The organism is Streptomyces sp. NBC_00988, assembly GCF_045162645.1.
Lineage (GTDB): Bacteria > Actinomycetota > Actinomycetes > Streptomycetales > Streptomycetaceae > Streptomyces.
In genome coordinates this window covers 1,855,025-1,868,894 of sequence record NZ_CP108730.1, presented here as the reverse complement: position 1 = coordinate 1,868,894, position 13,870 = coordinate 1,855,025, and the positions used below count along the sequence as shown (strand labels likewise).

14 protein-coding genes are annotated in these 13,870 nt (G+C 71.2%); 3 read left to right on the top strand and 11 right to left on the bottom strand.

All coding sequences use genetic code 11. The annotated features are described in order from the left end of the window. Nucleotides 1–21: 21 nt before the first annotated feature. Nucleotides 22–990, bottom strand: coding sequence for an alpha/beta hydrolase (locus tag OG496_RS08635; RefSeq protein WP_405970289.1), 969 nt, complete (start codon nt 988–990; stop codon nt 22–24). 202 nt (nt 991–1,192) lie between these two features. Here OG496_RS08635 and OG496_RS08630 point away from each other — a divergent pair, with 202 nt between their 5' ends. Together OG496_RS08630 and OG496_RS08625 are read left to right on the top strand one after the other, a co-directional pair. After that, nucleotides 1,193–1,648: a MarR family winged helix-turn-helix transcriptional regulator gene (locus OG496_RS08630; protein WP_405970288.1), complete on the top strand. Its 456-nt coding sequence runs from the start codon at nt 1,193–1,195 to the stop codon at nt 1,646–1,648. Nucleotides 1,649–1,827: 179 nt separating this feature from the next. Next, entirely contained in the window at nt 1,828–3,465 is a 1,638-nt protein-coding gene (locus tag OG496_RS08625) for an MFS transporter (RefSeq protein WP_405970287.1), read from the top strand. Between the two features lie 259 nt (nt 3,466–3,724). Here OG496_RS08625 and OG496_RS08620 read toward each other — a convergent pair whose 3' ends face one another. Both OG496_RS08620 and OG496_RS08615 read right to left on the bottom strand, forming a co-directional pair. Next, nucleotides 3,725–4,363 carry a TetR/AcrR family transcriptional regulator gene (locus OG496_RS08620; protein WP_405970286.1) on the bottom strand — a complete coding sequence of 213 codons (639 nt, stop codon included), beginning with the start codon at nt 4,361–4,363 and terminating at the stop codon, nt 3,725–3,727. Between the two features lie 95 nt (nt 4,364–4,458). Next, nucleotides 4,459–5,085 carry a flavin reductase family protein gene (locus OG496_RS08615; RefSeq protein WP_405970285.1) on the bottom strand — a complete coding sequence of 209 codons (627 nt, stop codon included), beginning with the start codon at nt 5,083–5,085 and terminating at the stop codon, nt 4,459–4,461. 48 nt (nt 5,086–5,133) lie between these two features. Between OG496_RS08615 and OG496_RS08610 the strand changes: the two genes are divergently transcribed. Next, nucleotides 5,134–5,451: a DUF2637 domain-containing protein gene (locus OG496_RS08610; RefSeq protein ID WP_405970284.1), complete on the top strand. Its 318-nt coding sequence runs from the start codon at nt 5,134–5,136 to the stop codon at nt 5,449–5,451. Between the two features lie 693 nt (nt 5,452–6,144). Here OG496_RS08610 and larE read toward each other — a convergent pair. From larE to OG496_RS08570, 8 genes are all read right to left on the bottom strand, one after another. Continuing rightward, on the bottom strand, nt 6,145–7,047 hold the full coding sequence (larE, locus tag OG496_RS08605) for an ATP-dependent sacrificial sulfur transferase LarE (protein WP_405970283.1): 903 nt from the start codon (nt 7,045–7,047) through the stop codon (nt 6,145–6,147). After that, nucleotides 7,044–8,246, bottom strand: a complete 1,203-nt coding sequence (gene larC, locus OG496_RS08600) for a nickel pincer cofactor biosynthesis protein LarC (RefSeq protein ID WP_405970282.1) — start codon at nt 8,244–8,246, stop codon at nt 7,044–7,046. Before larC ends, larE begins: the two co-directional genes overlap by 4 nt. After that, nucleotides 8,243–8,989 carry a nickel pincer cofactor biosynthesis protein LarB gene (gene larB, locus OG496_RS08595; RefSeq protein WP_405970281.1) on the bottom strand — a complete coding sequence of 249 codons (747 nt, stop codon included), beginning with the start codon at nt 8,987–8,989 and terminating at the stop codon, nt 8,243–8,245. The genes larC and larB overlap by 4 nt, the downstream gene beginning before the upstream one ends. Next, nucleotides 8,986–10,266, bottom strand: a complete 1,281-nt coding sequence (larA, locus tag OG496_RS08590) for a nickel-dependent lactate racemase (RefSeq protein WP_405970280.1) — start codon at nt 10,264–10,266, stop codon at nt 8,986–8,988. Before larA ends, larB begins: the two co-directional genes overlap by 4 nt. Beyond that, nucleotides 10,263–11,180, bottom strand: a complete 918-nt coding sequence (locus tag OG496_RS08585; RefSeq protein ID WP_405970279.1) for an amidohydrolase family protein — start codon at nt 11,178–11,180, stop codon at nt 10,263–10,265. The genes larA and OG496_RS08585 overlap by 4 nt, the downstream gene beginning before the upstream one ends. After that, nucleotides 11,177–12,166, bottom strand: coding sequence for an aldo/keto reductase (locus tag OG496_RS08580; protein ID WP_405970278.1), 990 nt, complete (start codon nt 12,164–12,166; stop codon nt 11,177–11,179). The genes OG496_RS08585 and OG496_RS08580 overlap by 4 nt, the downstream gene beginning before the upstream one ends. Then, nucleotides 12,166–13,017: a fumarylacetoacetate hydrolase family protein gene (locus tag OG496_RS08575; RefSeq protein ID WP_405970277.1), complete on the bottom strand. Its 852-nt coding sequence runs from the start codon at nt 13,015–13,017 to the stop codon at nt 12,166–12,168. The genes OG496_RS08580 and OG496_RS08575 overlap by 1 nt, the downstream gene beginning before the upstream one ends. Nucleotides 13,018–13,134: 117 nt before the next feature. After that, on the bottom strand, nt 13,135–13,848 hold the full coding sequence (locus OG496_RS08570; protein WP_399392603.1) for a FadR/GntR family transcriptional regulator: 714 nt from the start codon (nt 13,846–13,848) through the stop codon (nt 13,135–13,137). Nucleotides 13,849–13,870: the final 22 nt, after the last annotated feature.

Below are 13,870 nucleotides of genomic sequence, written 5' to 3'. Positions count from 1 at the left end.
CGGGGGAGGGCGGCTCTTCCGTCAGGCGGAGGCGAGCGCCTTGCGCAGGACGGTGACGGCCATCGTGATCGCGGCCTCGGCGGCGTGCGTCTCGCGCAGGGCGTTCAGCATCACGAAGTCGTGGATGATCCCCTGGAAACGGACGGCGGTGACGGGGACTCCGGCCTCGCGGAGCTTGTTGGCGTACGCCTCGCCCTCGTCGCGGAGGACGTCGGCCTCGCCGGTGATGACGAGGGCCGGGGGCAGGCCGGTGAGCTGCTCGGTGGTCGCCCGCAGCGGGGAGGCCGTGATCTGGGCGCGCTCGGCCTCGTCGGTCGTGTACTGGTCCCAGAACCACTGCATGCCGTCGCGGCGCAGGAAGTAGCCGGTGGCGAACTGGCCGTAGGAACCGGTGTCGAAGTTCGCGTCGGTGACCGGGTAGAACAGCACCTGCTGCACCAGGGGAACATCCCCCCGCTCCTTGGCCATCAGGGTGAGCGCGGCGGTCATGTTGCCGCCCACGGAGTCGCCGGCCACCGCGATGCGCGTCGGGTCGAGGGCCTTGGTGGCGCCCTCCTGGACGACCCACTGGGCGACGGCGTAGTTCTGCTCGATCGCGACCGGGTAGCGGGCCTCGGGGGAGAGGTCGTACTCCGGGAAGACCACGGCGGCGTTCGCGCCCACGGCGAGTTCGTGCACCAGGCGGTCGTGGGTGTGGGCGTTGCCGAACACCCAGCCGGCGCCGTGGATGTAGAGGATCACGGGGAGCGTGCCGGTGACGCCGGCCGGGCGCACGACGCGGGCCCTGACCTGCCCGGTCGGGCCGCCGGACACGGTGATCCACTCCTCGTCGACGGCGGGCTTCGCGATCTCCCCGGACTGCACCTCGTCGACTGCCTTACGGCCCTCCGCCGGGGCGAGGTCGAAGAGGTACGGCGGGTTCGCGGTCGCCTCGGCGAAGGCCTGGGCGGCGGGTTCGAGGACGGGGCGGGGCGCGGTGCTGTCGGTCATGGCGATCTCCTCGGATCGGGTGCCGCGGCGGGTTCCGGCCGGGTCTCGGCCGGTGGTGCGGCACGAGGATGAGAGTAGCGTGCGATTAAGTCGTGCACAACTAAAGCGTGCTCGATAGAATCGGGTGGACTCGAACGATAAGGTGGTGATTGCCCTGAAGGGCGCCGCAGACGTCGTAGACGCCGGAGCGAGGAGTCGCACCATGAGCCCAGCCGCCACGGAACCGGCCGAGGGATCGCTGCTCCTCGACGACCAGTTGTGCTTCGCGCTGTACGCGGCGTCGCGCGCGGTGACTGCCCGCTACCGGCCGCTGCTGGAAGAACTCGGCCTGACCTACCCGCAGTACCTCGTCATGCTCGTCCTCTGGGAGCAGGACTCCATCTCCGTACGGGACTTGGGCACAGCGCTCCAACTGGAATCCAGCACGCTCTCCCCGCTCCTGAAGCGGCTGGAGGGGAACGGTCTGCTGCGCCGCGAACGCCGGCGCGACGACGAACGCTCGGTCGCCATCCGGCTCACCGACACCGGGGAGCGGATGCGGGACCAGGCGGCCGCCGTGCCCCTCGCCATCGGTGACGCCATGGGCCTGACGCCCGCTCAGGACGCCCTGGCCAAGCAGCTCCTCCGGCTGATCACCGCCAACGTCGCCGCGGGCTGAACCGCCCGCCACCTGCGCGTTCCCGCTCGACGAGACGTCCTGTCGTCGCGGCTGTTCACCTTAGCTTGCAGGTCCAACGGCATCTCCTGGACCGGGTCCCCGTATACGGTCCGAAGCGATTTCCCGAAAAGAAATGGCTTACGTCAATGGAGATTCGAGCCGATCAAGCGCGAGGTGTCATGCCGACCCAGGTGTCCGAAGTCTCACCGCCGGCCCCCCAGCCGGACGCCCCGTCCCGGAACGTCACCGCCACCATCGTCCTGGCCTGCGTGGGAGTCTTCGTCTCCTACCTGCCGGTCGTCGGGGTGTCGGTCGCCCTGCCGGTGATCCAGCAGGCGCTCGACGCGTCCACCACCGGGCTCCAGTGGATCACCGACGCTTTCATCCTGCCGACCGCCGCACTGCTCCTGACCTGCGGTGTCATCGGTGACCTCTACGGCCGCAAGAAGATGTACCTGATCGGCCTGACGCTGTCCTGTCTCGGTTGTCTCGTCGCCCTGACCGGCCACAGCGTCGTCGAGGTCTGCGTCGGCCAGGCGCTCACCGGCGTCGGCACCGCCGCCCTGCTGCCCGCGACCCTCGGCCTGATCAGCCACGTCTGCCCCGACCACCGCAAACGGGGCGCCGCGATAGCCCTGTGGACGGCCGCCCTCGGCCTCGGCCTGACCCTCGGCCCGCTCTTCAACGGCCTGATCGTGGAGCACGCGAGCTGGCGCTGGATCTTCCTGCCCACCCTGGTCGTCGGCGCCGTCACGGTCCTGATCGGCGCCTTCGCCCTGACCGACTCCCGCTCGGACCGCGAACGCCACCTCGACATCCCCGGCCAACTCCTCGCCGTCGTCGCCATCACCGCCATCGTCTACGGCGTCATCGAGGGCGGCGGCGCCCCGGGCTGGGGTTCGGCCGAGGTCGTCACCGCGTTCGTCGTGGCGGCGCTCGCCCTGCCGGCCTTCGTCCTGGTCGAACTGCGGTCGCGCTGCCCGATGTTGGACATGCGGCTCTTCACGTCCCCGGCGTTCTCCGGGGCCGCGTTCGTCATGGCGCTCACCCTGTTCGCGCAGGTCGGTCTGGTCTTCTCGCTCAGCGAGTACTTCGGGCTCGTCCACCACGCCTCGACGTGGGACATCGGGGTGCGCCTGATCGCGCTCAACGGTTTCACCGTCCTCCTCGGTCCGGTGGTCGGCCGGCTGATGCACCGGTTCTCGCCAGGCCTCGTGCTGGTGACTGGCCTGCTCGTCGGCGGCATCGGGGCGCTCCTGGTCAGCCTCTTCGACGCCACCACCGGCACCGGCGAAGCGGCCCTGGTCATCGCGGTGTTGGGGATCGGCATCGCGCTGGCGATGGCCCCGATCACCACCATCGCCATGAACAGCCTGCCGCGCCGCCTGGGCAGCACCGCCGGTGCCGCCAACAGCGCCCTCCGCCAGATCGGCAGCGCCCTGGGCCCCGCCATCTTCGGCGTCGTCCTCACCCACCGCACCCTCGGCACCCTGCCCGCACACGCCGCCGCGTCCGGCCTCGACCCGGCCGACCAGGGCCAGGTCATCGGCATGGTCAACGGCGCCGGCATCCAGGCAGGCGCCTTCCTCCACCTCAACACCGGCGAGGCGACGGGCCGGGCCCTCGCCGCCTACGGAGCGAGCTTCACAGACGCGCTGCACACCTGCGCCCTGATCGGCGGCATCGGCATGCTGGCGGCCGCGGCCGTCGCCTTCCTCACCATCGGCATCCACGCCCGCGCACCGCACGGCGAGGGGGAGGCTGTCGCGGCGGCGCATCCTGCCGCCGGGGCAGCGGGTGTTGGTGGGGGCGGCTGAGCAACGGCCGGTGCCTGAAGGGTCGTTGCCCATCGGATGCAGGACTCCGATGGGCAACTGCCCTTGCTCTACGTCCTGTTGGCTGACGCCTGCGGCCCGCGATCGGGTGAGGCCGCCCGTTCTCCACTGCGGGGTGCGAGGGGGTGGCACAGGGAGTCCGCCGACAGCTGTCTGAGGGGTAGTTGTCCATCGGTCGCAGGGTTCCGATGGACAACTACCCTTGCCGTACGTCCCGTTGGCCGACGCCCGCGGCCCGCGATCAGACGAGGTCGCCGTTGTTCTCCAACGCGGGTGCGAGGAGATGGCACAGGGAGTCGGCCAGCAGATGCAGGGGGTCGGCGGTCTCCAGTGGCCACTCCACGGCGATCCACGCGGCGAAGAACGACTCGGTCTGCAGTACGGCCATGAGCGCGCGCTGGCGAGCCTCCGCGGGGTCGACGCCGCGCCAGCGCTCCGGGGGAGCGACCAGCATCGCGACATACCGCTCGTGCGCCTCGACGTACTGCACCCGGCCCTCGCCGAGGCTGCGGAGCGCGGCCGGGGCCGCCGCGTTGGCGACGCGGCGGACGGGAGCCATCTCGCGCCAGCGGGCCGCGGCCTCGTCCAGCCAGGTGCGGATGTCGGCCCGGGTCCAGCGCGGGAGCGCGGCCAGGTCGGCGTACGCCTCGCCCATCACGCCGTAGACACGCTCCACCAGCGCGTCGACGATCTCGGCCTTGCCGGGGAAATGGGCGTACACCGTGGCCCGGGTCACCCCCGCCGCCTGGGCGATGTCCTCCATCCGTGCATCGAGGAACGGCTTCTCGGTGAACACCGTGACGGCCCCGTCGAGCAGTCGGCGATGCGTGAGGAGCTTCTGCTCCTCACGCAGGTTCCTGCGGGGCGGCGCCGGCTCCATTCGCCCAGTTTCTTGCATGGAGCGACTATATGCCGCCGGGTACGGGGTTGATGTGCCGGGAATTGGGGCTCTGACCAGGTCTTTTACCTGTGGGGTCAGTGGGGGAGGCGGTCTCGGTCCGACTCGGGCCAGTCGGCGTAGCGGATGCGGCGCAGGTCGAGAACCCCGCCGAGGGTGCCCCACTCGTCCTTGCCCAGGCGGGCCAGGGGGCGCAGCCGGGTGACCTCGGGATGGCCGTCGTGCAGGACGGTCTCGTCGATGGCGAGGTGGACCACCCGGCCGAAGACCACGGTGGAATTGCCCAGCCGTAGCGTGCTGTGCAGTTCGCACTCCAGGGCCACGGGGGAGTGGGCGACGCGCGGTGCCTTCACCCGCGTGCTGGCCTCGCGTTCGACTCCCACGGCGTCGAACTCGCTGACCCCTTCCGGGAAGTCCGTGGCGGTCTTGTTCACCTCGTCGATGAGGGACTCCGGGGCGAGGTTGACCACGAACTGCCCGGTCGCCTCGACATTGCGCAGCGAGTCCTTACGGCCGACCGAGGTGAACTGCACGATGGGCGGCGCGACCGACGAGACGGTGAAGAAGGAGTGCGGGGCGAGATTGTCGACGCCGTCGGCCGAGACCGTCGAGACCCAGGCGATCGGGCGCGGAACGACCGTCGAGGTGAGCAGGCGGTAGACCGCGACCGGTTCCATCTGGGCCGGGTTGAATTCAGTGCGCATACCAGCGATATATCAGACGCCGGTGAGGGGACCGTTCGCCGGCCGCCGATGACCGCGGCGCGCGGGCACCCGGCGCCGCCGACCGGCGCCGTCGACCTCCGGTCCGTTGCGGGGGTGGCCGCCTATGCCTCCTACGTACACCAGCGGGAGTTCGCCCGTCAGGGCGGAGCGGACACGGTCAGTTCCTCGTTGTGGCCGCTGCCGGTCGACGGGCTGTTGCTCTTGGCGACAGTTGGTCTGCTGAAGCCGTCGGGTTCGGGGGCGCGACGTGAGAGGGGTGCCGTGTGGTCGATTTGTCCGAGGGTGATGCTCCGGGGGGCGGTGACCGTCCGCAGAGCGATGACCCTTTGTCGGCGCGGGCGTTGATGCTTGATGCCCGGCATCGGGATCTGCGGCAGCGGCCCATTTCTGCTGAGACCCTACGGAAGGAGTTGCGGGTCGGCGCGGTACGGCCACGGCAGTTGACTGCTCTTGTTCGGATGCGCCGGGGTGGTATCGGAGGTGCTGGTGGATCTCACGATGTGACGGATGGATCTGGCTGAGGGCACCGCATCCCGGGGAGCGGTCCGAGAGTGCCGTTGGTGAGCCGGTCGGCGCTCCGCGTCCGATTGGCTGAGCGTGGAGTGGGCGAAGCTCGGCTATGGGCTGATCATGCGGTGGGTCGTGGCGACGTCGGTCTTGGCATCCGCTGACAACCGCGACAACACAGACTGGTTGGTCAGGTCCGGGATGCCTGCATGCCTCACTCCGAGTCCACGCCCCAACAGTGGATCCCGATCCGGACCTTCCATCTTGTTCTACCGACTTGGTCGATAGCCGTCTCCTGCTGTCAGGTCGTCAGGTCGGCCCAGTCGGCGACGTATCCGGGCTTCGGGTTCGGTGGGCCTCGGCGACCTCGAACCGCCTGCCCGCGAAGCTGGTGAGGGCTGCGGGCAGGTTCCCCGTTTCTCGAATCGCGCTGTTCACTGGGGCTGTCGCCTCCCGGCGTCACGGACTCTTGACACACAGCAGAGGAACAGTCGAGGCAAGGGGAAGGGACCTCGCCAGGGGTGCCGTTCGTCATCGCGTGACTGGCCGATCCGCTGCTGGGCCGGGCGCCGCGCCGCGGACTGAGCTCTCGGAGTTGAGCCGTCCCGATCGGAAGGGCTCCACCCGGTGGGGCAGTTCGGCGAAGCCCGCGTCCGCCAGCGCCCCGGCGAGCCCGGGGAGCGCGGAGATCCGGCCGACGAGCGAGGCGTCCACTTCCAGGCGGGCGGTGTCACCCAGGTCGCGGACCCGGAGGTCGGTCACTGTCAGTCCGGCGTCGGCCAGGAGCGCGCGCACCGCGGTCTCGGCCCGGTCGACGCGGGCCAGGCGGTGCGGGGTGACCTCGATGCCGTAGCGGATCCGGCTGGCCAGACAGGGTGTCGCGGGTTTGTTCCAGGTCGGCAGTGACCAGTGCCTGCTCAGCAGGCGCACGTCCGCCTTGGTCAGGCCGGTGTCGAGGAGCGGGGTGTGGATGCCGCGTTCCCGGCCGGCCCTGATGCCCGGGCGGTGGGGGTCCCGGGCGTCGTCCGCGTTCGTTCCGGTGGCCACCAGGTCGTATCCGTGGTCGTGGGCGAGCATGGCGATGGTGTCCAGGACCTCGGACTTGCAGAAGTAGCAGCGGTCGGGGCCGTTGGCGCGATAGCCGGGACGGGTCAGTTCGCTGGTGCGCGGGGTGAGATGAGTGACGCCGAGGTCCGTGGCCAGGCGGCGGGCGTGCGGCAGTTCACCGGCGGCCAGGCTTTCCGACACGGCGGTGACGGCGAGAACCCGCTCCGGGCCGACGGCACGCACGGCGGCGGCGAGCACGAGAGCGGAGTCCGCGCCGCCCGAATAGGCCACGGCGACGGTGCCGATGGCGCGCATGCGGTCCAGAAGCCGGTCGGCGAGGGCGTCGGCCTGTGCGAGCGCGGCCGCTCCCTCGTCTGTGACGGTCATGGTTGTCCTCCTGCGAGATGGTCGGTATGCCGATGGGCTGCGGCCCGGCCGCTCTCCGCGAGTGCGCATGCCGCGACGGTCCGGAGGGGCATGTCCAGGGCCGCGGCGACGGAGGCGAGGTCGTCGTGTTCGGGTTTGGCGCCGTGCGGACCGTGCTTGATCCGAACCGGGTGGCCGTCCACGTGCACGGTCTCGAAGTCCCGCGGCAGCGCGGTGCGGGTGGCGTCGACGCGGCGGATGCCGAGGCTGCCGGTCTCCGACAGTACGAGGTCGCGCAGCCGGCGCTCGTCCTGGCGGGTGGTCAGGACGTGCAGCACGTGCGCGGGGCGGTTCTTCTTCATCATGGCGGGCGTCACCCAGGCGTCGAGAGCACCGGATTCCATCGCCCGGGTGATGGTGTGTCCGAGGATTTCGCCCGTGACGTCGTCGAGGTTGGTCTCCAGAACGACGACGTCCTCCGCCGGAGGGTCCTGACGCGCAGCTGCCGGGGCGGGGACTCCCAGGGTCACCGACGTGACGTTGGCCCGGTCCGGGAGGCGGCGGGTGCCCGCCCCGTACCCGGTGCGGCCCAGGGTCATGGGTGGTGGCGGTTCGTACCGTGCTCCGAGCGCGCGCAGCAGTGCGGCGCCGGTGGGCGTCACTGTTTCGCCGGGCAGATCGCTGCCCATGACGGCCGCTCCGGTGAGCAGCGCCAGCGTGGCGGGTGCCGGGCAGGGCAGTACTCCGTGCGCCGAGGTCACCCGCCCCCTGCCCAGCGGGAGCGGTGCGCTGAAGACGTCGGTGACGCCCAGGGCATCCAGGGCGGCCGCGACGCCGACGATGTCGACCAGGGTGTCGTGGCCGCCGAGTTCGTGGAGGTGGACGGTGGCGGGGTCGGCGCCGTGCAGGCGGCCCTCCACCTCGGCGACGGCGGTCACGGTGGCGACCGCGAGGGCGGCGACAGGTTCGGGGGTGGCCCGCGAGGCGAGGTGGATGACTTCGGCGGCCTGCCGCTCGGTGCACGGGTCGGTGACGTCCACATGGACCCGGGTGGCGGTCAGCCCGTGGTCGGTGACGCGCTCGGCGGTCAGTTCCCAACCGGTGAGACCCGTGGCGGCGATCGAGGCCCGGATCGCGTCCAGCGGTGCTCCGGCGTCGATGAGGGCGGCCAGGAGCATGTCTCCGGCCAGCCCGGTGAACGGGTTGATCCAGACGATCACCGGCGGCCTCCCGGTGTGTTCACACAGCTCTGGGCGATGCGGTGAACCGCCATCGCGGCCGAGAAGCCGGAGTCGATGTTGACCACGGTCACCCCGGCGGCACAGGAGGCGTGCATGGCGAGCAGTGCGGTGATGCCCTCCAGGGACGCGCCGTACCCGGTGGAGACCGGCACGGCGACGACCGGTGCGCGCACCAGACCGCCCACGACACTGGCGAGGGCGCCCTCCATCCCGGCCACGACGATCAACGCGTCGGCGGCCTGGAGCCGGTCACGCACCTGGAGGATCCGGTCGAGGCCGGCCACCCCCACGTCGTGGATGGCGGTGGTGTCCAGGCCGACGGTGGCGGCCACGGCGGCGGCTTCGGCGGCGACGGGCCGGTCCGAGGTGCCGGCGGCCACCACCGTCACGCGGAAGTCCTCGGCCGGAGCCGGCCGCCAGTACAGCAGCCGGGCCTCGGCGTCGTACGTTCCCGGGCCGTGTGACTGACCGTCATGCGGCCCTGGGCCTCGCGTCTGGTCGTCGTGCCCGTCCGGACCCAGCCGTGCCATGACGGCCTCGGCGGTCTCCGCCTCGATCCGGGTGACGAGGACAGGACCGGTGTTGTGTTCCAGCAGCCCGGTGACGATGCCGCTGATCTGCGCGACCGTCTTTCCGGGCCCGTAGACGACCTCGGGGAGTCCCTGCCGGGCCTCGCGGGCGAGATCCAGTCGGGCGTAGCCCAGGTCCAGTACTCCCCTCATGCCCCGCTCCTGTCGACGTACGGGATGGTCTGCGGTCCTTCGGGCAGGACGCAGAGACGGGCGCCGGGACCCGCTGCGGCCAGCGCCTCGGCGACGGTGGCCGAGATGTCGCGGGTCTGTCGCAGGTGGGCGGTGGCCAGTTCGGCGTCGCTCAGGAAGCCGGTGTGCATGACGACCCGGCTGCCGGACTGGATACGTGCCTGGATCTGCACCTGCCACTGGTCGGGCACGGTTTCGGTGCGGGCGCTGATGTCGTCGAACAGCGCCTGCGGGGACGGAGCGGAGGCCAGCACCTCCCGGTAGGAGCCGTGGTCGGGGAAGCCGTCGCGGCACTCGGCCGCGCAGACGATCATGCCGCCGGCTTTGACCACCTGGTAGGCGGCAGACATGCCCTTGACGGCCTGGTAGAGGTTCTGGTCCAGCGGGAAGCCGGAGTTGGTGGTGACGACAACGTCGAACGGCGCCTCGACCGGCCGCATCGCTATGCGTTTCGCCGTGGCCGTGGCCGCGGCGTGCATCGGCGCCAGATCGCCTCCGAAGGCGGCCACGATGTCCTTGTCCCGGTTCAGCACCACGTCCAGCGAGAAGGTGACTCCGGTCGCCTCGGCGATGGCCCGTACGTCGTCATGGACGGGGTTGCCGTGGATGTTGCCCCAGGTGGCGCGCGGGTCGCCGATGCGGGCCGCGTCGTGCAGGACGAGGACCGTCTCCAGCGCGGCCAGGCCGGGGGCCACGAGTTTCGGACCGCCCGAGAAGCCGGCGAAGAAGTGCGGTTCGACGAAGCCTGTGGTGATGCGGACGTCCGCCTCGGCCCACGCACGGTTCAGCCAGACCGGGACGCCGTTGCCGTATGTCCCCATCCAGGTCAGCTGTCCGCGGTCGCGGGCGTCGTGGTTGACGATGCGTACGGCGTCCACGACCTCGTCGCCGAACATCGCGCGCAGTTCCGCCTCGTCGTTGCCCCGGTGGGTGCCGGTGGCGACGAGGATCACCACGTCCTCCAGACGGACGATCCCTTCGAGTTCGGCGAGGACGGCGGGGATCATCAGATGGCGCGGCTGGGGGCGGGTGCCGTCGCAGGCCGAGATCGCCACCGTCTGCCCCGGTCGCACCCGTTCGCGCAGCGGGGGCCCGGCGACGGGGGCGCGCAACGCCTCGCGCAGTACGGCCATTTGGTCCGCGGCGGCCTCGTGGTGAACGGGTTCGACGACGGTCGCCGTCCGCGGATCCACCTCGATGTCGAGCCCCGACTGCCCGTAGGCCAGACGTATCTTCACAGGTTTTCCTTCCGCAGTCGGTAGGCGCGGACCGCCGTGCCGCCGAAGACCTCGGCTTGTTCGGCGGCGGTCAGCCGGTCGGTCACTTCCTCGGCCGCGCGGACGACCTCCTCGTAGGAGGCGGCCGGCAGGCACACCGGCCAGTCGGAGCCGAACATCACACGGGACGGGCCGAAGGCGTCCAGTACCTCGTCGGCGTACGGTCGCAGATCCGCGACGGTCCAGCCGGTGCGGTCCGCCTCGGTGACCATGCCGGACAGCTTGCAGAACACGTCGGGTTCGGCGGCCAGTTCACGGATCAGCGCGGCCCACGGGTGCAGTTCGCCGGAGGCGATGGGCGGCTTGGACAGGTGGTCGAGGACGAAGACCAGCTCGGGCAGGGCTCGTACGGTGGTGATGGCGGCGGGGAGTTGGTGCGGGAGGGTGAGCAGGTCGTAGGCGAGACCCGCGTCCGCCACCCTGCCCAGGCCACGCCGGACGTCCCCCCGGTTCAGCCAGCCCGGGTCCGCCTCCCCCTGCACCAAGTGCCTGACGCCTACCAGGAGTTCACCTCCGGTGCCCGTCCGCAGGGCGGCCAGTGTGTCCGTCAGGCGGTCCGAGGTGAGGTCCGCCCAGCCGACGACACCGGCGACCAGGTCCGCCGCCCCCGCCAGGGACAGGAACTCCGCCGTCTCGTCGGCATCGGGGAGGACCTGGACCAGGATCGTCCGGTCGATGCCCGCCGCCGTGGCCTCCGGTGCGAGGTCGTCGAGGGTGAAGTCCCGGCGTACGGCCGCCATGTCGGGGGCGTCCAGCCAGTCGTGCGCGCGACGGCTCGGACCGGAAGCCGTCCTGGGCGCTCTCGGAGCCGTCTCTGCCGCAGGCGTCGCGGGCAGGGGCCGCCAGACGTGGCGGTGTGCGTCGATCCGTGTCATGGCCGGGCCCCCGCCAGGGCGTCGAGTTCCGCCCACAGCTCCGCGGGGATCTCCGCCGTGGCGTGCGCGATGTTCTCCGTGACCTCCAGGGGACTGCGCGCGCCGAGGACCACACCGGTGACCGCCGGGTGGCGCAGCGGGAACTGCAGTGCGGCGGCGGCCAGCGGCACCCCGTGGGCCGCGCACCGCTCGGCCAGGGACCGGGCGCGGCGCAGCACTTCGTCGGGGGCCGGGGCGTAGTCGTAGGTGGCGCCCGGGGAAGGGGCGGCGAGGATGCCGCTGTTGAAGACGCCGCCGACCAGGACGCCCACCTCGCGCTCGGCGCACAGCGGCAGCAGCACGTCGGCCGCGCTGCGGTCCAGCAGGGAGTAGCGGCCGGCGACGAGTACGCAGTCGAGGTCGGTCTCGGTGACGAAGCGGGTGAGCATCGCCGTCTGGTTCATGCCCGCGCCGATCGCCCGGACCGCTCCCTGGTCGCGGAGCCGGGCCAGTGCCGGGTACGCCCCCGTGACCGCGTCCTCCCAGTGGTCGTCCGGGTCGTGGATCAGGACTGTGTCGAAGGCTTCGAGACCGGACCGCTCAAGGCTCTCGGCGAGCGAACGGTAGACGCCCTCGGCGCTGTAGTCGCGCACCCGGACCAGCCCGCGTTCGCCGTGGAATGCCTCGTCCCTGGGGGCGGCGTAGCCCGGCACGAGCAGCCGTCCCACCTTCGTGGACACGGTGAACTCGGCGCGCGGGCGGCGGGTGTCGGCGAGGAAGGATCCCAGCCGCCGTTCCGCGAGCCCGGCGCCGTAGTGCGGGGCGGTGTCGAAGTAGCGGACACCGGCCGCCCAGGCGGCGTCGAGCGTGGCGGTGGCCTGCTCGTCGCCGACCGCCGAGAACAGCCCGGCCAGCGGTGCGGTGCCCAGGCCGATACGGCTGACGGTGGCTCCGGAGTGGCCGAGCGGGACGCGCTCGGTGAACCAGGGCGGGCTCGCGGAGGTCATCAGGCCTGTCCGAGGACGTGCCGCTGGCGGCCGAGCCGGTCGATCTCCACCTCGACCACGTCACCGGCGCGTAGATAGGGGAAGTCGTTGGCGCCGAAGGCCACGCCGGCCGGGGTGCCGGTGCTGATCACGTCTCCGGGGTCCAGCACCATGAACTGGCTCAGGTACCAGACGATGTGGCGCACCCCGAAGATCATGTTCTTGGTGTGGCCGTCCTGGCGCAGTTCGCCGTTGACCCACAGCCGCATGGCCAGCCCCTGCGGGTCGCCGGTCTCGTCGGGGGTGACCAGCCAGGGGCCGAGCGGGTTGAACGTCTCGCAGGACTTGCCCTTGTCCCACTGCCCGCCCCGCTCGTGCTGGAAGGCCCGCTCGGAGACGTCGTCGGCGATCGCGTAGCCCGCGATGACATCGTCGGCCGCCTCCGGCGAGTCCAGGTAGCGCGCGGTGCGGCCGATGACCACGGCGAGTTCGATCTCGTAGTCCGTCTTCTCACTGGTGCGCGGTACGAGCACGGTGTCGTCGGGGCCGACGACCGTGTTGGCGGCCTTCATGAAGACGACCGGTTCGGCAGGGGGCGGTGTCGCCGTCTCCGCAGCGTGATCGACGTAGTTGAGCCCGATGCACACCACCTTGCCGGGGCGTGCGACCGGGGCGCCGACCCGCCGACCGGCGATGTCCGTGCGCGGCAGCACGCTCTCGGCCAGGGCGGCACGGACGCGTTCCACGCCCCCCTCGGCCAGGAACGCGCCGTCGATGTCGACGGTCAGGGGACTCAGGTCTCTCGCGGCGCCGCCTGAGTCAAGGACCACGGGCCGCTCGGAGCCCGCCGGGCCCACGCGCAGAAATCTCATCGGTCCTCCTCGGTGAGGTCAACATGTCCGCCCGGTGACCGGCAATTCACCACCCGGGAGCGAGACATGAGGAATGAAAAGCGATAGAGGGTGCATCGGTAATCGGAGAGGAAGCACCTACACGGCTGAGCCGTCCCGAGGGAGCCGACTACCCCGTTCCAGGTGCTCGCGCAGCCACCGCTCGGTGGTGCTGACGTGCATCAGCGCCGCCGCCTGGGCGAGTACGGCGTCACCGTCGGCCAGCGCTTGGTAGATCGCCTCGTGTTCGGCGAGGGTGCGGCCGGCGGCGTTGTCGTCGACCAGTCCCCGCCAGACACGGGCGCCCAGCGTCCGGCCGGAGATGCCCTCCAGGAGGGTGGCCAGCGTGGCGTTGCCGGTGGCCGCGACCACGGCCCGGTGGAAGGCGGCGTCGTGCTCGTTGAGGCGCTCCACGTCGTCGCGGGCCGCCCGCATCGCGTCCAGGTGCCGCTCCACCTCGCCGAGCTCGGCGGCCGAGATCCGGGTGGCGGCCAGCGCCGTGGCGACCGGCTCGAACAGTCGGCGCACCTCGGTGAGCTCCAGCAACGTGTCGCCACGCAGCAACTCCACCGCGGACCCGATGCTGCTCAGCAGCAGCTCCGGTTCCAGACTGGTCACGTAGGTGCCGTCCCCGCGCCGGATCTCCAGCACCCGCGCGACGACCAGTGCCTTCACCGCTTCCCGCATCAGGTTGCGGGACAGACCCAGCTCCGCGGCGAGCTGTTGCTCGGGCGGAAGTTTGGCCCCGGGGAGCAGCTCGCCCGACTGGATGAGGTCCCTGATGCGGTCGATGGCCTTGTCGGTCAGTGACATGCGTGGCTGCCCCTCGTCATTG